The sequence below is a fragment of the Actinoplanes sp. ATCC 53533 genome (assembly GCF_003947245.1).
The window spans coordinates 32,309-57,869 of sequence record NZ_QHHV01000041.1; the positions used below are offsets into that span (position 1 = coordinate 32,309).

Below are 25,561 nucleotides of genomic sequence, written 5' to 3' on the forward strand. Positions count from 1 at the left end.
TCAGCGCCGACCCAGCGCTGAGGCCACAGCGGCGGCCCCGGACCGGGCGGAGGTCCGGGGCCGCTTCGTGGTCACCGGCCGGGCACGGCCAGCTCGCCGAGCTCGGACCAGTCGTCCTGGTCGACCGCCTGGCTGACGATCTTCGGCGTGGCGACCAGGTGCGCCGGCAGGTCCTGCTGGGCCTGCTTGAAGTGGGCCGAGCCGACGTGCGCCGCGCCCGCCTCGCCGTCGCGGAACGCCTCCACCAGGACGTACTCGTCCGGATTGTCGACGCTGCGGGACCAGTCGAACCACAGGCAGCCCGGCTCGGCGCGGGTCGCGGCGGTGAACGCCGCCGCGATCAGCGGCCAGCGGTCGGCGTCCTCCGCCTTGATCAGGAACTTCGCGGTAATAAAGATCATCTTTGCCCCCTTTCGCAAGTGTCCACACTGTCACGGTTGATGACCACCTCATCACTGAGTGATGAGAATCGGTCGCCGGAAATTCAGTTCTGCCACGACTCGCGCAGGTCAGGGATATCTGGCAATGTCAACGTCAGGGCTGTGAGCTGGGCCACAACTGCCAGCGGTTTGCCCGGACGGAGGATCGATGATGATTCAACGACCGACGGCGCTCAGGCGACCGTCGCGGTGGGCCTCCACGATCGGCGTGCTAGCACTGCTGACCTCGGTCGCGGCCTGCTCCAGCGGCCCCGAGGGCACAGTGGTCAACCTCTACGGCGGGGCCAGCGGGGTCGGCTTCGACAAGATCATTGACGACTGCAATCAACAGGCGGCCGGCCGCTACACGATCGTCGGCAACCTGCTGCCCAGCGACGCCGACGGCCAGCGCGACCAGTTCGTGCGCCGGCTCGCCGCCAAGGACGACGGCATGGACCTGCTCGGCATGGACGTGACCTGGACCGCCGAGTTCGCCGAGGCCAAGTGGATCCGGGAGCTGACCGGGGACCAGAAGGCCCAGGCCACCAAGGACACCCTGCAGCCACCGATCGACACGGCCACCTGGAAGGACAAGCTCTACGGCGTGCCGCGCACGACCAACGTTCAGCTGCTGTGGTACCGCAAGTCGCTGGTGCCCACCCCGCCCAAGACGTTCGACGAGATGATCTCGATGGCCCAGCAGCTCAAGGCCCAGGGCAAGCCCTACGAGATCGGTCTCACCGCGGCCCAGTACGAGGGCTACGTGGTCAACGTCAACAACCTGATCACCGCGTACGGTGGCACGCTGGTCAACGAGGACAGCTCGGCGCCCACCATCGACGACAAGACCGTGCAGGCGCTGACCCTGCTGCACAAGCTCGCCACCTCCGGCGTGACCAGCGCGTCGCTGTCCAACGCCCAGGAGCCGGAGGTGTTCGCCGACCTGCAGGCCGGCCGCTCCGCCTTCTCGCTCAACTGGCCCTACGTGCTCAGCTCGATGCGCGAGGCGAACCCGGGGATTGTCGACGACCTCGGCTACGCGCCGTACCCGTCGGTGGACGGCGGCCCGCCGAAGGTGACGCTGGGCGGGATGAACTACGCCATCAGCACGTTCAGCAAGCATCCGGAGGAATCGTTCGAAGCCGCGATGTGCCTGCGCAACTCCAAGAACGCGCTCAGCGCCGCCCTCGACGCCGGTGACGTGCCGGCCCTGGCCACCGTCTTCGACCTGCCGGAATTCAAGGAGGCCTACCCGATGGCCGACGTCATGATGACCGAGCTGGAAGCCGCCGTGCCGCGGCCGGTGTCGCCGGTGTATCAGAACATCTCGACGCTCGTCTCCACCACGCTGTCGCCGCCGCAGAGCATCAACCCGCAGCAGGCGGCCGACAAGCTGCGCGACTCCATCAAGGACGCGATCGACGGCAAGGGAATCGTGCCATGACCGCCACCCCCACCGCGGCGGCCGCGGAGGCGGCCGGGAACCAGATCGACGACGGCACCACCGAGATCGCCCGCCAGCGGCACACCGACGCCAAGCGGGCCGAGCGCAAGCTGGGCCTGCTGCTCGTCGCCCCGGCCGTGGTGATCATGCTCGCGGTGGCCGCCTATCCGATCCTGTACGCGTTCTGGCTGTCGCTGAACAAGGCCGACCTGCGCCGGCCGGACGCCAACCAGTTCATCTGGTTCGACAACTACGTCACCGTGCTGTCCAGCCCGATCTGGTGGACCGCGTTCGGCGTCACCATGTTGATCACCATTGTCGGCGCGACCCTGGAACTGGTGCTGGGCATGCTGCTGGCGATCGTCATGCACCGCACGATCGTGGGGCGCGGGCTGGTGCGCACCTCGGCGCTGGTGCCGTACGCGATCGTGACCGTGGTCGCCGCCTTCTCCTGGCGTTTCGCCTGGACCCAGGGCCTCGGCTGGCTCGCGAGCGGTGATTCGGCGCCGCTCACGGAGTTTTGGCCGTCGATCGGGATCATCATCCTGGCCGAGGTCTGGAAGACGGTCCCGTTCATGGCCCTGCTGCTGATGGCCGGGCTGGCGCTGGTGCCCGAGGACCTGCTCAAGGCCGCCTCGATGGACGGCGCGAACGCGTGGAAGCGCTTCTGGATGGTCACCGTGCCGCTGATCAAGCCGGCCATCCTGGTGGCGCTGCTCTTCCGCACCCTGGACGCGTTCCGGGTGTTCGACAACATCTTCATCCTCACCAGCGGGTCGAACAAGACCAGTTCGGTGTCGATGGTCGCCTACAGCAACCTGATCCGAGGGCTGAACCTCGGCATCGGGTCGGCGATGTCGGTGCTGATCTTCATCACCACCGGGATCATCGCGTTCGCGTTCATCAAGCTCTTCGGGGCGGCAGCGCCCGGATCCGACGCTGAGGGGAGGCGGTAGTCATGCAGCCGGAGACCACGAACCGCAAGCTGATGTGGTGGGGTGTCAACGCGATCGTCCTGCTGTACGCGTTCGTCCCGGTGTTCTGGATCGTGTCGCTGTCGTTGAAGGACGACGCGACGCTCAACGACGGGAACTACTTCCCCACCGCGCCGAGCGACGACAGCTACTCCGCGATCTTCAACAACCCCGACTTCCTCCGGGCGCTGGCCAACTCGATCGGCATCTGCGTCATCGCCACCTTCATCGCCATCGCGTTCGGCACCATGGCCGCGTACGCCATCGCCCGCCTCGATTTCCCGGGCAAACGGACGATCGTGGCGACGGCGCTGCTCGTCTCGATGTTCCCGCAGATCGCGCTCGTCACGCCGCTGTTCAAGATCGAGACGGCGATCGGGCTGTTCGACACCTGGCCCGGCCTGATCATCCCGTACATCGCCTTCGCGCTGCCGCTGGCGATCTACACGCTGTCGGCCTTCTTCCGGGAGATCCCCTGGGACCTGGAGAAGGCGGCGAAGATGGACGGCGCGACGCCGTACCAGGCCTTCCGCCGGGTGATCACCCCGCTGGCCATGCCCGGCATCTTCACCACCGCCATCCTGGTCTTCATCTCCTGCTGGAACGACTTCCTGTTCGCCCTGTCGCTCACCTCGACGTCGAACGCGCGCACCGTCCCGGCCGCGATGAGCTACTTCACCGGGGCCACCACCTTCGAGAAGCCGACCGGGCCGATCGCGGCCGCGGCCGTGGTCATCACCATCCCCATCGTGATCTTCGTGCTGGTCTTCCAGCGGCGGATCGTCGCGGGGCTGACCTCGGGCGCCGTCAAGGGCTGACCCCTACCCCGCATACCTACTCCGGAGGAGCTGACGTGGCCGAGATCGTTCTGGACCATGTGGTCAAGCGTTATCCCGACGGCGCCCTGGCCGTGGACGACTTCAACCTCGAGATCGCCGACGGCGAGTTCATCATCCTGGTCGGCCCGTCCGGGTGCGGGAAGTCGACCACGCTGAACATGGTGGCGGGCCTGGAGGACATCACCGCCGGCAAGCTGCTCATCGACGGCCAGGTGGTCAACGACAAGGCGCCGAAGGACCGGGACATCGCCATGGTGTTCCAGTCCTACGCGCTCTACCCGCACATGACGGTCGGCGACAACATGGGCTTCCCGCTCCGGCTCGCCGGCATGGACAAGGAGACCATCAAGCAGAAGGTGGGGCAGGCGGCGGAGATGCTGGAGCTGACCCAGCACCTGGACCGCAAGCCGGCCAACCTGTCCGGCGGGCAGCGCCAGCGGGTGGCGATGGGCCGGGCCATCGTCCGGTCGCCGAAGGCGTTCCTGATGGACGAGCCGCTGTCGAACCTGGACGCCAAGCTGCGGGTCCAGATGCGCACCCAGATCTCCCGCATCCAGAAGAACCTCGGCACGACGACCCTCTACGTGACCCACGACCAGACCGAGGCGATGACCCTGGGCGACCGCGTGGTGGTCATGCGCGCCGGGGTGGTCCAGCAGGTCGGTTCGCCGGCCCACCTGTACGCCCACCCGGCCAACCTGTTCGTGGCGGGCTTCATCGGCAGCCCGTCGATGAACTTCTTCCCCGGCCAGCTCCGCGGGGACAGTGTGGTGACCGCCCTGGGCGAGGCGGTGCTGCCGGACAACGTGCGCCAGGCCCTGGGCGAGGCGAAGGGAGAGCGCGAGGTCATCATCGGCATCCGCCCGGAGCACTTCGAGGACGCCGCGCTGGTGGGCGACAAGCCGGGCGCGACCTTCGACGCCCCGGTCGACATCGTGGAGGCGATGGGGTCGGACGTCTACGCGTACTTCACCATGACCGGCGAGGGCGCCCACTCCCAGGACCTCGACGACCTGGCCAAGGACACCGGCAACGACCTGCACAGCGGGGGCGTCGACGTGACCGCCCGGCTGGACGCCGCGGCGAACGTGCGCCGCGGCGGCACGGCCCGGATCTGGTACGACACCTCGAAGATCCAGGTGTTCGAGATCGCGAGCGGCAAGAACCTGATCGCCCCCTGAGCTGGTTGGTGAGGTATCGCGGGAAGCCCGCCGCCGGTGACCCGGCGGCGGGCTCGCCGTAGGTGTCGGCGTCCTCGGTCACCCGGAACGGATACGCGCGGCGGCTGCCGGTTTGACGGTCGGGGCCGACGGCGGCAGTCTTCGTTTGCGAGGATGAGCGGCAGATGACCGTCCGGCGACATCGAGGGGGCTGCCACGGCCAGGGAGACCGGCCGCAAGGTCATCGCGTCGAACAAGAAGGCGCGACACGACTACGCGGTCCTCAAGACGTACGAGGCCGGCCTGGTGCTGGCCGGCACCGAGGTGAAATCGCTCCGCGCCGGGTACGCGTCGATCGTCGACGCCTTCGCCCAGGAGCACGAGGGCGAGCTCATGCTCTACAACCTGCACATCGCCGAGTACGGCTTCGGCTCGTGGACCAACCACGCGCCCCGCCGGACCCGCAAGCTGCTGCTGCACCGCATCGAGGTCGACCGGATCCTGGACAAGCTGCGCGAGCCCGGCAACACCCTGGTCCCGCTATCGCTGTATTTCAACGACGGCTGGGCGAAGGTCGAGCTGGCGCTGGCCCGCGGCAAGCGGGAATACGACAAGCGCCAGGCGCTCGCCGAGCGGGACGCCAACCGCGAGATCGCCCGCGCGATGGGCCGCCACCTCAAGGGACGCACCCGTGGGTGAGCTCAGACCCGGATGAGGTGCGCCGCGCACTGGAAATTCTCCGCGGCGTGCAGGCTGCGCCAGTAGGTCACCACCACCGAATTCTGCAGGCAGCCCTCGTGGAAGCAGCGCACCCGCAGCCGGGTGCCCTCCGGCACGAAGGCTGTCCGGCCGGGATGCCGCCGGCAGGTGGTGGTGGGCGTCAACTCGTGCACGAAGTTGCGCCAGTGGCAGGTCTCCTCGGCACAGACCGCCAGTTGCCCGCGCGGGTAGAGAGTGCGCATGTCGACCACCTCCGGGTGACGCGCTCCACCCTCGAAGCTACGCCGCGCCCGCGCCGGTCACAAACGCCGTCCACCCTGCTCCGGCAGGGGCGATTCGGCCGCTTCCGGCAGGGGCAACTCGGCCGCCTCGCCGGCGGTCGGCGGGGCCGCCGAGTGGGTCGGCGCCGGGCGGTCCGGCCCGCTGCGCCGCGAATACCGGCCCTGGCCGCGGGTCACCGGCAGGCCGATCATGTGGATCGGCGCCGGCGGCTCGTTGAAGCGGCCCGGCCCCCAGCGGATCCAGACCGCGATCCGGCCGGCTTCGGCCTCGGCGAGCAGCTTGTCCACCGTCCGTCTGCGGTCGGTGTGGTCGACCTCGACGACGATCGGCGGCGCGGCCGGCCGGGCCAGCGCCACGTCGAGCACCGAATGCTGCTTGTCCATCGGCGGCGGCAGCCTGACCACGCTGGGGGCGCGCCGGTAGACCCGCCAGCCCCGCGCGAGCCCCCAGGCCGCCACCTCGTCGATGATCCGGCCGGTGACCTCGTCCTGGGTGAGGCCCGCGAAGGTCAACTCGGCCAGCCGCTCCGCCAGGTCGTCCATCAGGGCAGATTAGCCGCACCCCCCGACACCCGGCCCGGCGACTTACCCACGCTATTGAAAACGGTTATCACTACTGCAGGAAGCGGGCAAGACCACGCTCGCCGCCCTGTTCAGCCGCCAGCTCGCCGCGCAGGGGCGCACGGTGCTCGCCCTCGACGCCGACATCAGGCTCCGACGCCGCTGAGCATGGCCAGGGCCTGGTCGTAGACGCCGTTGGCCGCGGCGTGGCGGAAGAACCTGGCGCGTTCCACGACGATCTCGTTGGCGTCGGGCTGAGCGCCCAGCAGCGTCATGGTCTCGGTCAGGAATTCGTCGAGCGGCATGGCGTTGTCGCTGTTCTGCTGGTCCATCAGGGTGGTCCGGACCCCCGGCGGGGCCACCTCGATGACCTGGACGTCGGTGCCGTTCAGCTGGACGCGCAGGCTCTCGGAGAAGGAGTGCAGGGCGGCCTTGGTCGCGTTGTAGGTCGGGGTGATCGGCAGCGGCACGAACGCCAGCGCGGAGGTGATGTTCATGACGACCGCGTCGGCCTGGGTCGCCAGCCGGGGCAGGAAGGCGTACGTCATCCGGATCGTGCCGAGCAGGTTGACGGTGATGTGGTCCTCGGCGATCGGCAGCGAGGCCGGGTCGAGCAGGTTCTCCGGCAGCATGATGCCGGCGTTGTTGATCAGGACGTTGAGCCGCGGGTGGCTCGCGGCCAGGGTGTCGGCGGCGCGGGTGATGGCGGCGGGGTCGGTGACGTCCAGCACGATCGACTCGATGCCCGGGTGTTCGGTGGTGATCTGGTCGAGCAGTTCCTTACGCCGGCCGGCGATGATCACCTTGTTGCCGGCCTCGTGCAGGCGCAGGGCCAGGCCGTGCCCGATGCCGGCGGTGCCGCCGGTGATCAGGATCGTGTTGCCGGTGGTCTTCATGGGGTGTTCTCTCCTTCTCCGCGGCGGGCCGGCATACGCCCGCGGCACCGACTATGCGGGCGGCTCGGCACGGGCGGGAGAGGACGGCTTATCCATGGATCGCGGATCCCTGGCTGGAACGGCCGGAGGCGGACACCATGGGGTCATGCACAAGAAGGAGCTGGCCGACTTCCTGCGCCGGCGGCGCGAAACGCTGCAACCCGGCGACGTTGGACTGCTGCCGGGCCCGCGCAGGCGCACCGGAGGACTACGCCGCGAGGAGGTCGCCTCGCTGGCCGGCATGTCCACCGACTACTACGCCCGGCTCGAGCAGCAGCGCGGCCCGCAACCCTCCGTCCAGATCACCGCCGCGCTGGCCCGGGCGTTGCGCCTGACGCAGGACGAACGCGACCACCTCTTCGGCCTCATCGGCCACCACGCGCCGGCCCGATTCCACCACTCCGAGCACGTCAGTCCCACCCTGATGCGGGTCCTCGACCGGCTCGGCGACTGCCCCGCCCTGATCTTGTCCGACCTGGCCGACACCCTGGCGCAGAACCCCCTTTCCATCGCCCTGGTGGGCGACCAGACCCGCCACACCGGCCTGGCCCGCAGCGCCTACTACCGCTGGTTCATCGATCCGGCCGAACGCCTGAGTTACCCCGACGAGGACCGAACGCGCCACGGCCGCGCCCAGGCCGCCCGGCTACGGTCGGCGCTGACGACCGGCAGCGACACGCACAGGGCCGCCCGGATCGTCGCCGAGCTCCGAGACCGCAGTCCAGAATTCGTCCGGCTCTGGGACCTGCAGGAGGTCGCCCAACGCTACGACGCCCACAAGACGCTCGTCCATCCCGAGCTCGGCCGGATCGACGTCGACTGCGAGGTCCTGTACGCCGAGAACCGCGCCCAGACTCTCATCGTGCTGACCACCCGCCCCGGCACGGAGAGCCACACCAAACTCCAATTGCTCTCCGTCATAGGACACCAGCAGCTCACGTCCTGACCCTCGGGCGGCGCACCCGCTGCCCGCCACTTCCCGGACCGCGAGGTGCTGCTTCGCCCGCCTGACGTCAGGGCTTGCCGAACCAGGCGGCCAGCGCCTGCTCGAGACCGTCGCCGGTGGAGCCCTCCCAGGCGACGTAGCAGTCCGGGCGCAGCAGCAGCGCGGTGTCCAGGCCCGGGGCGGCGGCGACGTCGACCCGGGCGGCCCAGCGGCCCACGTCGAGGCGGCCGGTGGGGTCGAGCAGCAGCGGCCGGCCGGTCCGGGTCAGCGCCGTCAGGCCCGGCACGTCCGGGGCCCAGCGCCCCACGTGCGGCCCGGTCGCGCCGGGCATCCCGTAGCGGATGTCGGCGCCCGCGATCAGCCCGGCGAGGTGCCGGCGGGTGTCGGCGGAGGTCAGCAGCTCGCCGAAGAGCTGGCGCAGCGCGGTCACCTCGCCGCCCGGCCCGACCAGCACGGACTGGGCCCGGGTGTGCATGGTGACCCGCTCGCCGACCGGCCGGCGCTCGGCCTCGTAGGTGTCCAGCAGGCCGTCCGGCGCGTGGCCGCGCACCTCGGCGGCCAGCTTCCAGCCCAGGTTGATCGCGTCCTGCAGGCCGAGGTTGAGCCCGGGGCCGCCGAGCGCCGAGTGCACGTGCGCCGCGTCGCCGAGCAGCAGCACCCGCCCCGCCCGGTAGGTCGAGGCCAGCCGGGTGTTGCCGCCCTGGAGGCGCCGCAGCAGGTGCGGTCCGGCGCCGGTGGGCGCGGCCAGCGGCAGGTCCGCGCCGAGCACCCGCGCCGCGGCGGCCCGCAGCTCGGCCAGGGTCATCTCGCCGTCGCCGGGCTGGTGACGCTCCCCCACGCTGATCAGCGGGTCGCGTCCCGGCATCGGCGCCCAGGCGATCATGCCGTGCTCGGTGCGGGTGTGCAGGAACGGCGGCACCACCCCGAAGCCCGGCACGTGCAGGGCGCCCCGCGCGTCGACCATGGTCGCGGGCACGCTGACGTGCGCCGTCCGGGAGACCGTGTCGTCCCTGGTCACTCCCGGGAAGTCGATCCCGGCGAGCTTGCGGACCACGCTGTGCCCGCCGTCGGCACCGACCAGGTAGGACGCCTCGACCGGGGCCGCGCCGGCGACCTCGACCGTCACCGACCCCCGATGCTGGGTCAGGCCCAGCACCTCGTGGCCGCGGCGGACCTCGACGCCGAGCTCCGCCGCCCGCTCGGTCAGCATCTGCTCGATCCGGCGCTGCGGCACCAGCATCGTGTGCAGCGGGTTGTCCGGCAGATCGTGCAGGTCGAGCGGGAAGGCGCCGAAGGTGAAGCCCGGCGCCGGCTGCGGCGGCCCCGGGCTGTCGGCGAGGCGCTCGTAGAGCCCCCGCCGGTCCAGCATGCGGATGACCTGCCCGACCAGGCCGTTGGCCCGCTGCTCGGTGGTGGGCTCCGGCAACCGTTCCAGGACCAGCGGCCGGACCCCGGCCAGGGCCAGCTCGCAAGCGAGCATGAGGCCGTTCGGTCCGGCTCCGGCGATGACGACATCGATCATGGTCACATCCCTTTCCGGGTACGGGGCATCGGCCCGGCCGGATCCGACGGGGCTGACGCTGGGCAGGTCACAAGCGGTGGGTCAGGAGCCGGGCGGTGGCTCCGGGGCGGGCAGCCCCGCGGCGAACTGGGCGAGGGCCTCGGTGAGCAGTTGGCTCATCGGCACCCGCGGCTCGGCCCGCAGGGAGTGGGTCTGCGCGACATCGGTGGCGGCCATCACGGCGGCGGCCACCAGGTGCGGATACATGTCCTTGTGCGGGTCTGTGCCGGTGCGGTCGGCGACGGCGACGGCGAATTCGGCCTGCGCCTGCACCGAGGCCCGCAGCAGATCGCCCTGCAGGGCCGGTTCGGCGATCATGGCGCGCACCCCGGCGACCCAGGAGTCGCGGTCGGCCACCGGGTGGGCGAGCAGCTCGGGACCGGGCTCGAAGTAGGTGAGCGCGGCCTGGGAGATGGCCGTCCACAGCGGCTCGTGCGCCGGCCGGGCCCGCAGTTCATCGGCGCCGCGCCGGAGCCGATCGAGGTGGCGGGAGACGATGGCCTCGCCCTTGCTGCCGAAGTAGTTGTTGAAGGTCCGGGGTGACACGCCGGCCGCCGCGGCGATGTCTTCCACTCTGACGTTGTCGAAGCCCCGCTCGACGGCGAGGCGGATGGCGGCCCAGCTCAGCGCGGCGCGTGTCTCGGCCTTCTTGCGCTCGCGGAGCCCCATGGCCACGACTGTAGCCCAAATTGCGTGACACGCAAAGATGCGGGGCGCGCAAGATTCGTACCCGTTCCGATCCGCGCGGGGCTGGATTCCGTACCGGTCGATGGCACCGACATGGAGGTATCACCGTGCATGGAATCCCCGACGCCGGTTCCACCGACGGATCGCCGGCGGCGGCGCCGCCGGACTGGCCCGAGCCCGACGCTCCCCTGCCCGCCGAGGAGCCGACGATCGAGCTGCCGCCCGTCACCGAGGCCATGCTCGCCGAGGACGCGTCGACCTCGACGCCCACCCTGGCGGCAGCCGCGCTCTCCCTCGCCCTGGCCAAGCCCGCCCGGTCCCGGATCCGCATCCCGGCCCTGGAGCGGCGGAGCCCCCGGCCCGCGCGGCCGGCCGCCGCGGCCAACACCGTCGGGCTGGACGACCTGCTGGCCGACCGCGACGACACCGACCGCGACGACACCGGCCGGGACCAGACCGGCTGGGACCACAACGACTGGGAGCAGAACGCCCAGAACCGGACCGACTGGGACCACAACGGCTGGGACCAGACCGACCGGGACCAGAACGCCCAGGACCGGACCGACTGGGACCAGACCGGTTGGATCGGGCCGGCCGAGGATTCCGCCGGCCCGGCCGAGCCAACCGATCGAGCCGAAGAACCGGTGAGCGGCGAGCAGCCGCCCCCGCCCGGCCGGCGCTGGCTGGTCGGTGCCGGGATCGCGGCCGCCGCCCTGCTGCTGACCGGTACGACCGTCGTGGTGCTGACCCGCGGCGGCGAACCCAGCGACGCGGGACCCGCCGGCTGGAGCCCGCCGATCGCCGCGGCCGTCGCCCCCTCGTCACACACGGTGACCGCCGCGCTCGACGGCCGCACCGCAGCCGGCTTCGACCTGGTGGACGGCGCCAAGCGGGTCATCGTGCGGGCCGCGGACCTCGGCGACACCCTCTACCGGATCACCACCCCGGAGTCCGGTGCTGCGGTGCCGCGCGTCGACGAGCAGGACGGCCGGGTCCGGCTGAGCCTCGGCGGCGGCGCCCAGGCCGTCGACATCACCCTGAACGCGGCCGTGCTCTGGGATCTGCGGTTCTCCGGGGGCGCCGAGTTGTCCACCATCGACCTGAGCGCGGGCCGGGTCGGCGGCGTGGATCTGACCGGCGGGGCGAGCCGGATCGCCCTGACGCTGCCGCCGCCGGACGGCACGCTGAGCGTCCGGATGAGCGGCGGGGTCAGCCTCTTCGACGTGCGCGCGGCCGGGCAGACCCCGGTCCGGGTCCGGGTCGGCAGCGGCGCCGGGCAGGTCACCCTGAACGGACAGAACCACGCCGGGGTCTCCGCCGGGCAGACGTTCACACCGGCGGACTGGGGCACCACCGTGGACCGCATCGACGTCGACGCCGCGGCCGGGATGACCGCCATGACCGTCGCACCCTACTAGCCGGTAATGACAGGATGGCGGGCATGACGGATGTGACGCCCGCGCTCGCCCGCGAGGCCTGGCGGCTCGCCGAGCCGCTGCACGCGATGATCTATTTCGCCCCCGAGGTGCGGGAGCGCTTCGCGGCGCTCGGCGTGCCGGCCGGCACCGACTACTTCGCCTCGCGCGGCGCCGCGCTGGGTCCGGTCGGCCCCGCCCCGGTGGTCGCGACCTTCTACAACTTCAACCCCGCCCTGGTCGCGCGCGCCCTGCCCGCGGCCTGGGAGATCGTGACCCCGGCGGCGGCGCTCGCGGCCCGGCTCGACGCCGCCGGCGCGGCGCTGACCCGCGGCCTCGGCGACGCCGTCGGGAGCCCCGAGATGGCCGAGGCCGCCGAGCTCGCCCGGCGGGCGGCGGAATCGGCCGGCGCGTACGCCGCCGGGCGGGCGCTGTTCGCCGCGCATGCCGACCTCGACTGGCCACAGGCGCCGCACCTGGTGCTCTGGCACGCCCAGACGCTGCTGCGCGAGTTCCGCGGCGACGGGCACCTGGCAGCGTTGCTGGTGGCCGGGGTGAGCGGGCTGCAGTCGATCATCCTGCACGCGGCGTCGGGCAAGGCCAACGCCGGGTTCCTGCGCTCCAGCCGGGGCTGGAGCACCGAGCAGTGGGCCGACGAGGCGGCCGCGCTGCGGGAGCGAGGGCTGCTGACCGGCGACGAACTCTCCGACCAGGGCCGGGCGCTGCGCGACGGTCTGGAAGCCGACACCGACCGGCTGGCCGCGCCGGCGTACCAGGTGCTCGGTGCCGACGGCGCCGCCCGGCTCGCGGAGCTGGCCCGGCCGCTGAGCCGGACTCTGGTCAAAGCGGGCTTTCTGGCCCCGGCGATGCCGCCCCGGCGGTGATCCACATCCCAGCCATCTCGATGCTGTTGCCAAGACTTTGCAACTGCCACGGAGCGCAATATGCTGTACGGCATGGACATTCAGGCGATGCACATCGCCAACGGGATCGTGAGCGGCCCGGTCTCGGCGGTCTTCGCGGCCTTCGCGGCCCTGGCCCTGGCGGTCTGCGTGTGGCGCGCCCGCGCCGATCTGGATGACCGGCTGGCCCCGATGGCCGGGCTGGTCGCGGCGTTCATCTTCGCCGTGCAGATGCTCAACTTCCAGGTCCTGCCCGGGGTGTCGGGCCACCTGCTCGGCGGCACGCTGGCCGTCGTCCTGGTCGGGCCCTGGGTCGGCGCGCTCTGCGTCTCGACCGTCCTGATCATCCAGTGCCTGCTCTTCGCCGACGGCGGCCTGACCGCGCTCGGCCTCAACATCACCAACATGGCGATCATCGGCACGGCGGCCGGCTACCTGCTGGTGGCGGGCCTGCTGCGGGTGCTGCCCAAGACGCCGTCCGGGCTCGGCGCGACCGCCCTGATCGCCTCGGTCATCGGCGTGGTCGCCGCCTCGCAGGGCTTCGTCTTCGAATACTGGCTCGGCGGCACCACCCAGCTCTCGCTGCCCTGGGTCGCCGGCACCATGGCCGGCACCCACGTGCTGATCGGCATCGGTGAGGGCCTGATCGCGGCGACCACCGTGGCCACCGTGGCCCGGGTCCGCCCCGACCTGGTCTACGCGCTGCGCCGGTTCCGCAAGCCGCCGCCCCCGGTCGCGGCCACCGCCGCGCCGGCCACCGTCTCGGGAGGCAACGCGTGACCAAGCGACTCGGCTGGTTCCTGGCCGGCGGCCTGCTGGTCGCCCTGCTGCTGGCCGGCGTGGTCAGCAACTTCGCCTCCAGCAGCCCGGACGGCCTGGACGCGACGGCCCGCGAGGGCTGCACGTTCGACGCCCACGGTGAGATCACCGGCGGCACCTGCATGCTCCAGCAGGAGCAGGACCACCAGCTCGCGAGCAGCCCGCTGGCCGACTACGGCATCCGCGGCATCGACAACCCCTACCTGTCGACCGGGCTGTCCGGGGTGCTCGGCGTGCTGGTCACCTTCGCCATCGGCGGCGGCGTCTTCTGGCTCGTGCGGCGCCGCACCCCCGAGCAGGTCTGATGGGCGCGGGCCACGCCCATCCGCTGCACCTGGAGAGGCGGAGCCCGGTGCACGCCCTGCCGCCCGAGGTGAAGATCCTCGCGACCCTGCTGTTCACGATCGTGGTGGTGGCGACCCCCCGCACCGAGTTCGCCGCCTTCGGCGGATACGCCCTGCTGCTCGCGACCGTGACCGTGCTGGCCCGGGTGCCGGTCCCGTGGCTGGCCAAGCGCGCCACCATCGAGCTGCCGTTCGTCGTGCTCGCCGTCGCCCTGCCGTTCGCCGGGCACGGTGAGCGGATCACCTGGCTGGGCATGTCGCTGTCGGTCGACGGGCTCTACGGCGCGTGGAACATCGCCGCCAAGGGCACGCTCGGCGTCGTCGCCTCGCTGCTGCTGGCCGCGAGCACCACCATGCGCGACCTGATCCTGGGCCTGGACCGGCTGCGCTGCCCCCGGGTCTTCACCCAGATCGCCACATTCATGCTGCGCTACCTGGACATCCTGGCCGACGACGCCCGGCGGATGCGGATCGCCCGGCTCTCCCGCGGCTACGACCCGAGATTCCTGTGGCAGGTCAAGGCATTCGCGGTCGGCGTGGGCGCGCTGTTCCTGCGGGCATACGAACGCGGCGAGCGGGTGTACCTGGCGATGGTGTCCCGCGGTTACGACGGACGCCTGCCCCGGCCCGAGTCCGCCGGCGCGACGAAGGCCGACTGGGCGAGCTCGGCAGCGCTGCCCGCGGCGGCCGCCGCCATCGCACTGGCGGCGGTGCTGGCATGAACGAGCGCGCGATCCCCATCCCCATCCCCATCCCCATCCCCATCCCCATCCCCATCCCCATCCCCATCCCCATCCCCATCCCCATCCCCATCCCCATCGCCATCCCCATCGCCATCGCCATCGCCATCGCCGGAGCGCCGGCCGAGGTGATGGCATGAGCCTGGAGATCGCGGGGCTGACCTTCGCATACCCGGACGGCAGCGTGGCGCTGCACGGGGTCGACCTGACGGTCGGCGCGGGCGAGCGGGTCGCGCTGCTGGGCCCCAACGGCGCCGGCAAGACGACCCTGGTGCTGCACCTCAACGGCATCCTGCACGGCGGCGCCGGCACGGTCGACGTGGGCGGGCTGCGGGTGGACGCGGGCGACCGGGCCCGCCTCGCCGAGATCCGGCGCCGGGTCGGGATCGTCTTCCAGGACCCGGACGACCAGCTGTTCATGCCGACCGTCGCCGAGGACGTCGCCTTCGGGCCGGCCAACCTCGGGCTGCGCGGCGCCGAGCTGCGGGCCCGGGTCGACGAGGCCCTCGAAGCCGTCGACATGGCCGCGCACCGCGACCAGGTGCCGCTGCACCTGTCGTTCGGCCAGCGCCGCCGGGTCGCGGTGGCCACCGTGCTGGCGATGCGGCCCGAGCTGCTGGTGCTCGACGAGCCGTCGTCCAACCTGGACCCGGCGAGCCGCCGGGAGCTGGCCGAGATCATCGAACGGCTGCCGGTGACGGTGCTGATGGTGACGCACGACCTGCCGTACGCGCTGCAGCTCTGCCCTCGCGCGGTGATCCTCGACGACGGCCGGATCGTGGCGGACGCGCCGACCACGGATCTGCTGGCCGACGAGGAGCTGCTCCGGGCGCACCGGCTGGAGTTGCCGTTCGGCTTCCACCCGGTCCGCCGCTGACCCTGATCGCCCGCGGATCGGGGCCTTCCCTACGGAGTTGCCGCGACGGCCCGCGGGTAGCGTCGGGGTATGTCGTTCGAGGCGTTCGGGTCGTTGCGGGAACCGGTGCGCCGCGCGGTGTACGAGCACGTCGCGGCGTCCGCCCAGCCGGTGAGCCGCAACGCCGTGGTCGAGGCGCTGGGCATCGGCCGCACCCTGGCGGCGTTCCACCTGGACAAGCTGGTTGACTCGGGGCTGCTCGAGACGGCCTACGCCCCGCGCTCCGGCGGGCCGGGCGCCGGCCGGCCGGCGAAGCTGTACCGCCGGGCGGCGACCGAGTACGCGCTGGCCCTGCCGCCACGCGACTACCGGCTGCTGGCCGACGTGCTCTCGGCCGCGGTGCAGCAGGCCGGCGCGGAGCCGGCAGCCTATGCGGCGGCCCGCGAGCAGGGCGAGAAGCTCGCCGGGGGCGAGCTGGTCGAGAGCCTCACGGCGCTCGGCTACGAGCCGGCCGAGGACACCGACGGAACGGTACGGCTGCGCAACTGCCCGTTCCACGCCATGGCGCAGGCATACCCGCCGCTGGTGTGCGGACTCAACCTGGCCCTGATCGAGGGTCTGGTGGGCGACGGCGGCCGGGTGGCGCGGCTCGACCCGGGACCGGCGGGATGCTGCGTGACCGTCACATGTAAAAACAATAACCATTGACTTACACGGTAGGCTGCTCGGCATGGCTGGCTATCACCTCGCGCAACTCAACCTCGCCCGGCTGCGCGCCCCGCTCGAAAGTCCCGAACTGGCCGACTTCGTCGCCCGGCTACCCGAGATCAACGACCTGGCGGAACGCTCCCCCGGATACGTCTGGCGGCTCCAGGACTCCTCGGGCGACGCGACCGCGCTGCGCCCCTTCGAGCCGGACGTCATCGTGAACCTGACCGTGTGGGAGTCGGTCGAGTCACTGCACGCATTCACCTACCGGTCCGGGCACCTGGAGCCCATGCGCCGGCGGCGCGACTGGTTCCGCACCTTCGGCGGACCGCACCAGGTGCTGTGGTGGATCCCGGCCGGGACGCTACCCACCGTCACCGAGGCCGGCGACCGGCTGGCCCTGCTGACCCGACTCGGCCCCTCACCGGAGGCCTTCACGTTCCGCGAGCCGCATCCGGCCCCCGGCCCGACCATCAACCCGACCCCCGACGACCAGGCCGTCGACCCGGCGGTCGCCGGCCAGCCCAGGGCCTGAACGACAATCGCCTGCCGGCCCCGCGCGGCCCGGCTGCGGATCAGCCCATCGGTGAGATCGGCCCCCTGATCGAGCACCGGATTGATGGGCTCGCCGGCGCCAGGAGTGACGCCGGGCACCACGCGTAAGCATCCTAGGTTGCTGGGATAGAGGGGTTTCGGGGGCCACGGCGACGGTCGGCCGCCGATGCCGCCCTCGAGCCCCCGGCTTGGGGCCGGCCTCGGCATCCTGGGCCTGGTCGCCGGCGCGGCCGGGGCCGCACCGGTGACCGCCACCCGGCCGGTGGGCCGGCTGATGAGCGGCGTGCGCTGAGGCCCCCAGGGTCAGCCGGCGACCGCTTCCTCCCGCGCGCGCCGCTCGTCGCCGCTCAGCGTGTGCAGCGGCTTCTCCTCGATGAACAGGACCGCGATCACGGCGAGCAGCGCGATCGGGGCGCCCACCAGGAACAGGCCGGCGGTGGCCTCGCCGTAGACGTCCCGGACGACGGTCAGCGCCTGCGGCGGCAGGGTGGCCAGGTCGGGCACCTTCGCCGTGCCGCCCGTCGCGGTCGCGCCGAGGCGTTCGGCCAGCAGCGAGGTCACCCGGCTGGCCAGCACCGCGCCCAGCGCGCTGACCCCGATCGCGCCACCCATGCTCCGGAAGAACGTGAGCGACGACGTGGTCGCGCCCAGTTCCTGCGCCGGGACGTCGTTCTGGGCCGCCAGCACCAGGTTCTGCATCAGCATGCCGACGCCGACGCCGAGCACCGCCATGTACGCCGACAGCGTCAGCACGCCGGTGTGCGCGTCGATCGTGCTGAGCAGCAGCATGCCGCCGGTCATCACCACCGAGCCGGCCACCAGGTAGGCCTTCCAGCGGCCGTACTTGGTGATGAGCTGGCCGGCGACCGTCGAGGACACCAGCAGGCCGAAGATGAGCGGCAGGCTCATCAGCCCGGCGACCGTCGGCGACTTGCCGAGCGAGATCTGGAAGTACTGCGACAGGAAGACCGTGCCGCCGAACATCGCCACGCCGACCAGCACGCTGGCGACGATGGTCAGCGAGACCGTCCGGTTGCGGAAGACGCTCAACGGAATGATCGGCTCCTTGGCCCGCGATTCCACGTACCCGGAAAGGGCGAGCAGCAGCAGCCCGCCCACGACGAAGATCGCGGTCGGCCACGACGCCCAGGCGAAGTGGTGGCCGGCCAGCGTCGACCAGACCAGCAGGGTGCACACGCCCGCGGTGATCAGGACGGCGCCGAGCCAGTCGATCGAGACCGGCTTGCGGGGCGTCCGGGGCAGGTGCAGCGTCTTCTGCAGCAGCGCGATCGCGGCCAGCGAGAACGGCACCCCGATGAGGAAGCACCAGCGCCAGCCGAGCCAGGAGGTGTCCACCAGCAGGCCGCCGATCAGCGGTCCGGCGATGGTCGCGACGCCGAAGATGGCGCCGAACATGCCGGAGTAGCGGCCCATCTCGCGCGGCGGGATCATCGCCGCCATCACGATCAGCGCGAGCGCGCCCATCCCGCCCGCGCCGACGCCCTGGACGATCCGGCTGACGATCAGGACGCCGACGTTCGGGGTCAGGCCGGCGATCAGCGAGCCCGCGACGAACAGGCAGAGCGAGAGCTGGATCAGGAGTTTCTTGCTGTAGAGGTCGGCCAGTTTGCCCCACAGCGGCAGGGTCGCCGTCATGGCCAGCAGTTCCGTGGTGACGATCCAGGTGTAGACGGACTGGGTGCCGCCCAGGTCGGCGATGATCCGCGGCAGGGCGTTCGACACCACGGTGGAGGCCAGGATCGACACGAACAGGCCGAGCATCAGGCCGGAGAGCGCCTGGACGACCTCGCGATGCGACATCTTCCCGGCGGCCTCCGCCGGCTGTTCGACCGTGCTGCCGGTGGCCGACGTCATCACGCTTCCCCCGTCGTGAGAATGACAAGTTGCTGAGTGGCCCGGGTCATCGCGACGTAGCGGTCGACCGCTCCCTCGATGCCGGTGCCGAACGCCTCCGGGTCGACGAGGACGACCAGGTCGAACTCGAGCCCCTTGGACAGCTCCGGGGTCAGCGACCGGACGCGGTCGGTGGCCCGGAAGGTGGGGTCCCCGATGACGCAGGCGACGCCTTCGGCGTGCGCGGCGAGCCAGGCGTCGAGGGTCGCGCTCAAGGCGGAGACCGATCCGTGTACGACGGGGACGCCGTTGCTGCGGATCGAGGTGGGCACGTTGGCGTCCGGGAGCACGGCCCGGATGACCGGCTCGGCCGCAGCCATGACCTCCTCCGGCGTCCGGTAGTTGATGCTCAGTGCGGCCAGGTCGATCCGGTCGAGCCCGATCCGCTCCAGCCGTTCCCGCCACGACTCGGTGAACCCGTGCCGGGCCTGGGCCCGGTCCCCGACGATCGTGAAGCTCCGGGACGGGCAGCGCAGCAGCAGCATCTGCCACTCCGCGTCGGTCATCTCCTGGGCCTCGTCCACGACGATGTGCGCGAACGGGCCGGCGAGCCGGTCCGGCTCGGCGCCGGGCAGCGCGGCGTCGTCGACCAGGGCGTCCCGCAGATCCTGGTGCCGCAGGCTCACCAGCACGCCTTCACCGTCGTCGTAGGCGGCGGAGTCGATCAGGTCGTCGACAACCGTGGCCATCCGCTCACGCTCGACGGCGACAGCGGCGTCGCGCCGGCGGTTGCGCCGGGACGCCTCCGGGTCGCCGAGCCGCTGCCGTGCCGCGTCCAGGAGCGGCAGGTCGGACACCGTCCAGGCGTGGGCGTTGCCGCGCTGCAGCTTCCGGATCTCGTCGGGGCCGAGCCAGGGAGCGCACTTGCGCAGATAGGCGGGCACCGACCACAGGTCCCCGACGAGGTCGGTCGCCTCGAGCAGCGGCCAGGCGCGGCTGAAGGTGGTGCGCAGTTCCCGGTTCCGCAGCAACGACGCGCGGACCAGGTCGTCCGGCTCATCGCCGTCGTACTTCGCCAGCAGGATCGTCAGCAGTTCTTCCCAGACCTCGTCCCGCGCCTCGTTGTGCGGGGTGCCGGGTCCCGGCGCCTCGAACGCCTCGGCCCAGTCGCCGGCGCTCAGCCAGATGTCGGCATCGCCGGCGGTGACCGTCGTGCCCTTGGCGGGCGGCTGCTCGTAGAACCTGACGGCGGTCTCGATCGCCCGCACCAGATCCGCGGACGACTTCAGGCGGGCCACCTCCGGGTCGGTCTCGGCCGCCGCCGTGGCTCCCTCGGCGACGAGGTCGCGCAGGGTGCAGATCTGCACGTCCTCCTCCCCGAGGCTGGGCAGCACGTCGTCGACGTAGGCCAGATAGGGCTGGTGCGGACCGATGAACAGCACACCACCGCGGCGCTGACCCAGGCGGGGATCGGAGTAGAGCAGGTAGGCGGTGCGGTGCAGGGCGACGACGGTCTTGCCCGTACCCGGGCCACCGTCGACGACGAGAGCGCCGCGGGATCCCGCCCGGATGATGGCATCCTGGTCGGCCTGGATGGTGCCGAGCACGTCCCGCATCCGGGCCGACCGGTTGCCGCCCAGGCTGGCGATGAAGGCGGACTGGTCGTCGAGCGCGGCGTGCCCGGCGAAGCCGTCCGGGGTGAACACCTCGTCCCAGTAGTCGCTGACCCGGCCTCGGGTCCAGCGGTACCGGCGCCGGCTCACCAGGCCCATCGGGTTGGCGTGGGTCGCGCCGAAGAACGGCTCGGCCGCCGGCGAACGCCAGTCGAGCAGCAGCCGGCGCCCCGCGTCGTCGGTGAGGCCGAACCGTCCGATGTACACCGGCTCGGCATCGTCGGCGCTGACGATGCGGCCGAGGCACAGATCCAGGCTGAAGCGGCGCAGTGCGCGCAGGCGAGCGGTCAGCCGGTGGACCTCGGTGTCCCGGTCCACCGCCTGCCGTCCCTTGCCGGCGGGCGCCTTGCGCTGGGTGTCGAGGCTGTCGGACAGCCCGGCGATCGACCGCGCGAGGCTCTCCGCGATGGCCGCGAAGTGCTGCTCGTCGCCGGCGATCAGCGCCGGGTCGGCCTTGGGGAGGAGGTTTTCAGGAAGATCGAACGCGCTGGTGGTCAGAGGGTTCACAGGCAAGCTGAAGCTCCCGTTTCCGCAGGTTTTTGGCCTCGGCGGACGATTCTGCGGTATGACCCGGGTCTTGCGGCAAGCCCCCCGGTGCGGTATACGTTAGAGGTGGAAGGGTGTGGTCACTCCCCTTCATCCCCTCCCCGCCCGGCTTTTGTCCGGGCTTTTTTGCGGTCTTAGCCTGGTCCCATGACGAACGCGACGCGGATCCCCGGAGCGCTCGGCGTGGTCGAGCAATGGCTGGCGGCGGTCAACGCCGGAGACGGCGCCCGCGTCGAGTCCCTGAGCCGGGAGCAGATCGACATCGTGGGTCCACGCGGGCGCGGCAGCGCGCCCCGCTCGGTGCTCAGCGACTGGCTCGCCCGCTCGGGCTTCTCGGCGTCACCGCTGCGCTGGTTCTGCGGCGGGGACGGCCTCGTGGTGGTCGAGCAGGAGGCCCGCTGGCGGGATCCCGCCACGGGCGAGCCGCAGGACAGCTTCCGGATCGGCTCACTGTTGCGGATCATCGACGGCCGGGTGACCCGGTACGAGCGTTTCGACGCCGGGGTCGACGCCGCGCTCGACGCCGCCGGGCTCGACGCCGGCCGCGACGAGGTGACCCGTTAGCGCCGACCTGGCCCTGCGGTGGCTGGCCGGGGCTGGGATAACACCGCTCGGGCCCGGTCGATGGCTGAACAGTAGGCCTTTCGGTGCGACGGAGATGTCGAACGACGACGTGGCTTTCGGCTGTGCGTACGAGATGGTCTTCGAAGGCCCGGCAGACCCGGTGCGGCGGGTCCGGACCGCACTGGGCCTGCTGGATCTGACCGGTGAGTTCGAGGTGCTGACCCATGTGAACGAATACGTTCGCGACCACCACGACCCAGCGGTCATCGACGCCTTCCGGGCCGGCTGCCGCACCCGTCTGGAAGCTGCCGATCCGATCGAGAATCTGCGGTTGTCCCTGCGGACGTACTGGTTTGTCGGAGACACCTCCGCAGCCGCATTCGCCGCGTTGATCGGCGACGACGTACGCCGTCTCGCGGCGAACGGTCTCCTGCCGCGGCTGGCCCACGGTCCGCTGCACCGCCGCGCCCGCCACGTGCTGGAAGACTCCGGCGCGGTCCGCTGGGCCGACAAGCACGACATCCTCCAAGCCGCCGCAACAGTCGCCGAGCTGCACCCGGCGGTGCTCCACGGTCTGCTGGCCGGCTATCACGAGGTCTACGGCGACCTTCAACCGGCGGAGGCGCTCACTCTGCTGGAGCGCCTGCGCCTTCCGGCAGGCGCCGATGGCCTCGCCCGGCTGCGGACGGTTCTGCGCGAGGGCGCCAAGAACCACTACGACGACCCCGCTCTGTGGAGAGCGTCGTAGCACCACGTCGAAGTCCGGCGGCGGCGTTTGACTTCAACCAAGGTTGAGGTTCTACATTCCATTCCTCGATCATTGGCCAACGGAGGTGGACCTGTGACGACAGAGCAGTTGTCCGATGCCGAACTCGCAGCCCAACCTGCCGCCTATTGGACAGGCGTCGCGTACGAGTCTCTCATCACGTTCACCCGAGCCCGGCATGCCGAGCTCGGTTTCACTCAGCCGCAGTTCTGGCTGCTGCGCAACCTCTCCAAGAACGACCTCCTGCCGGCTGGTGGCGGAATGACAGTCCCGGAGCTGCGGCAGGCGATGAGCTCCTATCTCAGGGCCGAGGACGATCTGGCCGGCGAAGCGGAGATTCTGCTGGAACGCGGATGGCTGACCAGAGACGGCGAAGGAAGGCTGTGGATCACCGAAGCGGGGGAAGAGGGCCGCGTCAGCCTCAAACAGCATGCGCCGGCGATCCGCGCTCGCATGCACGAAGACATTGATGAGGCGGACTACGTCACGACGCTCAAGGTGCTCCGGCAGCTGATCCGAAACACCGGCGGCTCGGTGGACTGAGCACCTGCCCGATCGCCTTCCCGAACCGGTCGCGGAGCGACCGCCGCCCGGCGGCGGCGCTGACAAAGAGCAAAGATCAATGGCCGCCAGCGACTTCGCTTGAGCACCCGGCGACACGCTGATCCACGCGGGTGGGGCCGGGGTTGGCTCCGGATCGTCCAGGCATTGATCCGCAGACCGCTGGGCGACCGTACTTCCCGGTAGAAGACCAGACGGTTGCGGAAGGATGGTCACGTTCGTGGCAGCGGCGTTCCCGGAGCATCCGGCAGCACACGATCGAACACCTGACGCAGAGCACCGAACCAACCCCGCACAGTATCGACAGCCAGCCGCGACCCGACCCCCGCTGCCACGTCAACGCGTCGCCTACCTCCAACCCAGCCACGACCAACCACCACCAAACACCAGGACACCCGGCTCGAACCGCCACCCCGCGACCTACCCATGGCCCGGATCCCGACCGAACATGTACGACCCGGACTGGTCGCCACACCCCCACCGCAAAGGCCGACGCCGAGCCCGCCAACCAGCCCGCACCACGATCATCCTGATCGCGATCAGCGCCGTCACCGCCGCCGCCATCAGCACCGCCGTCACCGTCAACGGCACCGAGCAACCAACCGCGGTACCGGCCGCGATCGACGCCGCACCCCCGCAACGATCAAGCACCCCCCACTCCGCCACCCGCGGCGGCATCCGCACCTCCCCCACACCAACCAAACCAGTCAAACCGTCCAGACCGGCCGCGACTGCCACCCCGACACCGAAGACAACCCGCCCACCACGACCGGTGACAGGCCTCAACCAAACCCAGATGAACAACGCCGCGGTGATCGTCCAAGCCGCCCAGGACCGCGGCCTTCCCCGCCGAGCGATGCTGGTCGCCATGATGACCGGAATGCAGGAATCCAGCCTGCGCAACCTGGCCAACCCGACCGTCCCGGCCTCCCTCAACCGACCCAACGAGGGAAGCGGCGACAACTTCGACTCACTCGGCGTCTTCCAACAACGCCCGAGCCAGGGCTGGGGCACCGTGGCACAACTGATGAAACCACGCTACGCCGCGGACGCCTTCTACGAACGACTACTCACGGTAACCGACTGGGAAACCAAAAGCCTCGGCGCCGCCGCACAAGCCGTCCAACGATCGGCACTACCGGACGCCTACGACAAACACGAAGAACGAGCCGACCAGGTCATCGAAGCACTGCTCTGACCGTACGCCCGGCACTTGCCCGTCCGGGAAGGTCTGTACCGTCGCATCGTGGTCGATCAAGGATATGTATGTCGCGGTTGCGGTCAGCGCCATGAAGGTCTTCCGTTCTCGTACGGGGCGGAAGCGCCGGCGTACTGGCATGACGATCTCGTGAGCGACGAGCGCAGCGTTCTCGAGGATGAGACCTGCATCATCCAGGCACAGCACTACTTCGTCAGGGCACGCCTGGTCATCCCCGTGCTCGATGCCGACGAGAACTTCGAGTGGGGCGTATGGGTGTCGCTCAGCAGGGACAGCTTCGGCCGCGTCCTCGATCTTTGGACAACCCAAGGCCGGGAACGGGAACCCGGGTACTTCGGCTGGCTCTCCACGCAGCTTCCGGTATATCCGACGGAGACATTGAACCTCAAGACCGACGTGCACACCGGGCCGGTCGGCACTCGGCCACACGTGGTACTCGAACCGACCGACCATCCGCTGGCAGCGGAACAACGCAGCGGCATAACCACGGAAAGAGTACGGGAGATAGCCGAAATGCTCCTCCACCCGTAGCTCCTCGCGCAACGTCCTCACATCGGTCCACCTTCGACTGGGCGGAGTCGTTCGTTCGCTGGTCTCCAGGTCCGCCACCGTCCCCGCACCCCGGCTGACTCGCGCTCTCCGCGCGCGTTACGGCAGCGGGCCGCCGGTTTCCACCGGTGCCGGGGCGGAGGTGCCGGGGACAGGCTGGTCCATTGGGGATGCCGTGGCGTAGCCGTCTGGAAGGAGGCGCCACGCGCTGACTCCCATCCGGCCCGTGCTGCCCAGGTCGAGACCGCCGTTCGGCTGGATGATCTGGGACGGGCGACCGGCCAGCGGGCCGATATCGAGGAACCTCACCGTCACCGGTGGCTCTCGGACGTCGTCGTAGGTGTTACGCCAGGCCACGGCCGTGCCAGCCTGCTGCCCCGGCTTCAGGACCACCGGCTTCGGCGGGCCGTCCCACGGTATGGCCGAGCCGATGATCTCCCTAACGCCGTGCAGGACCCGGACTTTCAGCGCCGTCCGGTCGTCGTCGAGAGACCGCACTACCGGATAACCGTTCAGCCGGTAGGTCCGCGACCCGCAATTGACCAACGTAATGCCGAGCACCCGCAGCCCCATCGCGGCGTCCCCCTGCCCCACCTCAAGCCGGACACCCTCGGGCGGGCACGTCACGGTGCTCGCCGACGGGGACGCGTGCCCAGGCAGAGAAGACACCGAGTCCAACGGGAACGCAGGCGGCTCCGAGGTGGACGAGCTCACCGGTCGAGCGCAGCCGACGAGCAGCGCCGCGAGGGCAAACGGAACAACGAAGCGGTAGGCCCGGATTCTGATCACCGACCCATTCTGGGCATCCCTGACAACCTGCGACCCGGTCCGCGCCACCCCGTTCCCTACGTCGCCATCCGATCGCGGTGAGTGCTGACGAGACCGCACCCCGCCCCCGCCCGCGGACGCCGGGAGCGCCCGCAGACCTCGGGAGCGCCCGCAGACCTCGGGAACGCCCGCAGA

At 70.9% G+C, this 25,561-nt stretch carries 31 protein-coding genes; 22 read left to right on the forward strand and 9 right to left on the reverse strand.

Translation table 11 applies throughout. From position 1 onward, the window contains the following. Positions 1-71: 71 nt before the first annotated feature. On the reverse strand, positions 72-401 hold the full coding sequence (locus DMB66_RS15155) for a putative quinol monooxygenase (RefSeq protein WP_125804720.1): 330 nt from the start codon (positions 399-401) through the stop codon (positions 72-74). A 187-nt stretch (positions 402-588) separates the two neighbouring features. Between DMB66_RS15155 and DMB66_RS15160 the strand changes: the two genes are divergently transcribed. The 5 genes from DMB66_RS15160 to smpB all read left to right on the forward strand — a co-directional run bounded on the left by DMB66_RS15160 (position 589) and on the right by smpB (position 5,535). Further along, positions 589-1,863 carry an ABC transporter substrate-binding protein gene (locus tag DMB66_RS15160; RefSeq protein WP_125804721.1) on the forward strand — a complete coding sequence of 425 codons (1,275 nt, stop codon included), beginning with the start codon at positions 589-591 and terminating at the stop codon, positions 1,861-1,863. Further along, positions 1,860-2,819 (forward strand): carbohydrate ABC transporter permease, encoded by a 960-nt coding sequence (locus tag DMB66_RS15165; protein WP_125804722.1) that lies wholly within the window; start codon positions 1,860-1,862, stop codon positions 2,817-2,819. Before DMB66_RS15160 ends, DMB66_RS15165 begins: the two co-directional genes overlap by 4 nt. Before the next feature lie 2 nt (positions 2,820-2,821). Then, positions 2,822-3,655 (forward strand): carbohydrate ABC transporter permease, encoded by an 834-nt coding sequence (locus DMB66_RS15170; protein ID WP_125804723.1) that lies wholly within the window; start codon positions 2,822-2,824, stop codon positions 3,653-3,655. Positions 3,656-3,690: 35 nt separating this feature from the next. Further along, complete coding sequence (locus DMB66_RS15175; RefSeq protein WP_125804724.1) at positions 3,691-4,857, forward strand: ABC transporter ATP-binding protein; 1,167 nt, start codon at positions 3,691-3,693, stop codon at positions 4,855-4,857. A gap of 180 nt (positions 4,858-5,037) precedes the next feature. Then, on the forward strand, positions 5,038-5,535 hold the full coding sequence (gene smpB, locus DMB66_RS15180; protein ID WP_125804725.1) for an SsrA-binding protein SmpB: 498 nt from the start codon (positions 5,038-5,040) through the stop codon (positions 5,533-5,535). Between the two features lie 2 nt (positions 5,536-5,537). Here the strand turns inward: smpB and DMB66_RS15185 are convergent, their stop codons facing one another. After that, the gene (locus DMB66_RS15185) at positions 5,538-5,798 is read right to left on the reverse strand and encodes a hypothetical protein (protein ID WP_125804726.1); all 261 of its coding nucleotides are present in this window, start codon (positions 5,796-5,798) and stop codon (positions 5,538-5,540) included. A gap of 57 nt (positions 5,799-5,855) precedes the next feature. Beyond that, a complete protein-coding gene (locus DMB66_RS15190) occupies positions 5,856-6,380 on the reverse strand; it encodes a hypothetical protein (protein WP_125804727.1) in 525 nt (174 codons plus the stop codon). A 106-nt stretch (positions 6,381-6,486) separates the two neighbouring features. Here DMB66_RS15190 and DMB66_RS65870 point away from each other — a divergent pair, with 106 nt between their 5' ends. After that, on the forward strand, positions 6,487-6,564 hold the full coding sequence (locus tag DMB66_RS65870; RefSeq protein WP_370318463.1) for a hypothetical protein: 78 nt from the start codon (positions 6,487-6,489) through the stop codon (positions 6,562-6,564). On the opposite strand, the gene DMB66_RS15200 is transcribed toward DMB66_RS65870, so the two are convergent. Continuing rightward, positions 6,545-7,294: an SDR family oxidoreductase gene (locus DMB66_RS15200; protein ID WP_125804728.1), complete on the reverse strand. Its 750-nt coding sequence runs from the start codon at positions 7,292-7,294 to the stop codon at positions 6,545-6,547. The genes DMB66_RS65870 and DMB66_RS15200 overlap by 20 nt on opposite strands. A gap of 145 nt (positions 7,295-7,439) precedes the next feature. On the opposite strand from DMB66_RS15200, the gene DMB66_RS15205 reads away from it, so the two are divergent. Continuing rightward, positions 7,440-8,279 carry a helix-turn-helix transcriptional regulator gene (locus DMB66_RS15205; protein ID WP_125804729.1) on the forward strand — a complete coding sequence of 280 codons (840 nt, stop codon included), beginning with the start codon at positions 7,440-7,442 and terminating at the stop codon, positions 8,277-8,279. A 67-nt stretch (positions 8,280-8,346) separates the two neighbouring features. Here the strand turns inward: DMB66_RS15205 and DMB66_RS15210 are convergent, their stop codons facing one another. Together DMB66_RS15210 and DMB66_RS15215 are read right to left on the reverse strand one after the other, a co-directional pair. Continuing rightward, positions 8,347-9,801, reverse strand: a complete 1,455-nt coding sequence (locus DMB66_RS15210) for an FAD-dependent monooxygenase (protein ID WP_125804730.1) — start codon at positions 9,799-9,801, stop codon at positions 8,347-8,349. Positions 9,802-9,882: 81 nt separating this feature from the next. Beyond that, positions 9,883-10,509 carry a TetR family transcriptional regulator gene (locus DMB66_RS15215; protein WP_125804731.1) on the reverse strand — a complete coding sequence of 209 codons (627 nt, stop codon included), beginning with the start codon at positions 10,507-10,509 and terminating at the stop codon, positions 9,883-9,885. Between the two features lie 125 nt (positions 10,510-10,634). Here DMB66_RS15215 and DMB66_RS15220 point away from each other — a divergent pair, with 125 nt between their 5' ends. From DMB66_RS15220 to DMB66_RS65225, 10 genes are all read left to right on the forward strand, one after another. Then, positions 10,635-11,945 carry a hypothetical protein gene (locus DMB66_RS15220; RefSeq protein ID WP_125804732.1) on the forward strand — a complete coding sequence of 437 codons (1,311 nt, stop codon included), beginning with the start codon at positions 10,635-10,637 and terminating at the stop codon, positions 11,943-11,945. Between the two features lie 23 nt (positions 11,946-11,968). After that, the gene (locus tag DMB66_RS15225; RefSeq protein WP_125804733.1) at positions 11,969-12,826 is read left to right on the forward strand and encodes a hypothetical protein; all 858 of its coding nucleotides are present in this window, start codon (positions 11,969-11,971) and stop codon (positions 12,824-12,826) included. Between the two features lie 72 nt (positions 12,827-12,898). Next, positions 12,899-13,624, forward strand: coding sequence for an energy-coupling factor ABC transporter permease (locus DMB66_RS15230; protein WP_125804734.1), 726 nt, complete (start codon positions 12,899-12,901; stop codon positions 13,622-13,624). Beyond that, on the forward strand, positions 13,621-13,968 hold the full coding sequence (locus tag DMB66_RS15235) for a PDGLE domain-containing protein (protein ID WP_125804735.1): 348 nt from the start codon (positions 13,621-13,623) through the stop codon (positions 13,966-13,968). Before DMB66_RS15230 ends, DMB66_RS15235 begins: the two co-directional genes overlap by 4 nt. Further along, entirely contained in the window at positions 13,968-14,729 is a 762-nt protein-coding gene (gene cbiQ / locus DMB66_RS15240; protein WP_125804736.1) for a cobalt ECF transporter T component CbiQ, read from the forward strand. Before DMB66_RS15235 ends, cbiQ begins: the two co-directional genes overlap by 1 nt. Beyond that, complete coding sequence (locus DMB66_RS62570) at positions 14,726-14,887, forward strand: hypothetical protein (protein ID WP_199752368.1); 162 nt, start codon at positions 14,726-14,728, stop codon at positions 14,885-14,887. Before cbiQ ends, DMB66_RS62570 begins: the two co-directional genes overlap by 4 nt. Next, the gene (locus DMB66_RS15250) at positions 14,884-15,624 is read left to right on the forward strand and encodes an energy-coupling factor ABC transporter ATP-binding protein (RefSeq protein WP_125804738.1); all 741 of its coding nucleotides are present in this window, start codon (positions 14,884-14,886) and stop codon (positions 15,622-15,624) included. The genes DMB66_RS62570 and DMB66_RS15250 overlap by 4 nt, the downstream gene beginning before the upstream one ends. A 69-nt stretch (positions 15,625-15,693) precedes the next feature. Further along, positions 15,694-16,311: a metalloregulator ArsR/SmtB family transcription factor gene (locus DMB66_RS15255; RefSeq protein ID WP_125804739.1), complete on the forward strand. Its 618-nt coding sequence runs from the start codon at positions 15,694-15,696 to the stop codon at positions 16,309-16,311. Positions 16,312-16,333: 22 nt separating this feature from the next. After that, entirely contained in the window at positions 16,334-16,846 is a 513-nt protein-coding gene (locus DMB66_RS15260; protein WP_125804740.1) for a DUF3291 domain-containing protein, read from the forward strand. A gap of 186 nt (positions 16,847-17,032) precedes the next feature. Next, positions 17,033-17,158 carry a hypothetical protein gene (locus DMB66_RS65225; RefSeq protein ID WP_255440688.1) on the forward strand — a complete coding sequence of 42 codons (126 nt, stop codon included), beginning with the start codon at positions 17,033-17,035 and terminating at the stop codon, positions 17,156-17,158. A gap of 11 nt (positions 17,159-17,169) precedes the next feature. Here DMB66_RS65225 and DMB66_RS15265 read toward each other — a convergent pair whose 3' ends face one another. Both DMB66_RS15265 and helR read right to left on the reverse strand, forming a co-directional pair. Continuing rightward, positions 17,170-18,741: an MDR family MFS transporter gene (locus DMB66_RS15265; RefSeq protein ID WP_125804741.1), complete on the reverse strand. Its 1,572-nt coding sequence runs from the start codon at positions 18,739-18,741 to the stop codon at positions 17,170-17,172. Then, positions 18,741-20,900: an RNA polymerase recycling motor ATPase HelR gene (helR, locus tag DMB66_RS15270; protein WP_125804753.1), complete on the reverse strand. Its 2,160-nt coding sequence runs from the start codon at positions 20,898-20,900 to the stop codon at positions 18,741-18,743. Before helR ends, DMB66_RS15265 begins: the two co-directional genes overlap by 1 nt. A 186-nt stretch (positions 20,901-21,086) precedes the next feature. Between helR and DMB66_RS15275 the strand changes: the two genes are divergently transcribed. The 5 genes from DMB66_RS15275 (at position 21,087) to DMB66_RS15295 (ending at position 24,580) form a co-directional block, all read left to right on the forward strand. Next, entirely contained in the window at positions 21,087-21,503 is a 417-nt protein-coding gene (locus DMB66_RS15275; protein WP_125804742.1) for a nuclear transport factor 2 family protein, read from the forward strand. 94 nt (positions 21,504-21,597) lie between these two features. Next, positions 21,598-22,251, forward strand: a complete 654-nt coding sequence (locus tag DMB66_RS15280) for a hypothetical protein (RefSeq protein WP_125804743.1) — start codon at positions 21,598-21,600, stop codon at positions 22,249-22,251. Positions 22,252-22,344: 93 nt separating this feature from the next. Beyond that, positions 22,345-22,812, forward strand: coding sequence for a MarR family transcriptional regulator (locus DMB66_RS15285; RefSeq protein ID WP_125804744.1), 468 nt, complete (start codon positions 22,345-22,347; stop codon positions 22,810-22,812). Positions 22,813-23,626: 814 nt separating this feature from the next. Further along, positions 23,627-24,028 (forward strand): hypothetical protein, encoded by a 402-nt coding sequence (locus DMB66_RS15290; protein ID WP_125804745.1) that lies wholly within the window; start codon positions 23,627-23,629, stop codon positions 24,026-24,028. A 48-nt stretch (positions 24,029-24,076) separates the two neighbouring features. Next, complete coding sequence (locus tag DMB66_RS15295) at positions 24,077-24,580, forward strand: DUF2199 domain-containing protein (RefSeq protein ID WP_125804746.1); 504 nt, start codon at positions 24,077-24,079, stop codon at positions 24,578-24,580. 117 nt (positions 24,581-24,697) lie between these two features. Here the strand turns inward: DMB66_RS15295 and DMB66_RS61170 are convergent, their stop codons facing one another. After that, positions 24,698-25,486, reverse strand: coding sequence for a DUF4232 domain-containing protein (locus DMB66_RS61170; protein ID WP_370318465.1), 789 nt, complete (start codon positions 25,484-25,486; stop codon positions 24,698-24,700). Positions 25,487-25,561: the final 75 nt, after the last annotated feature.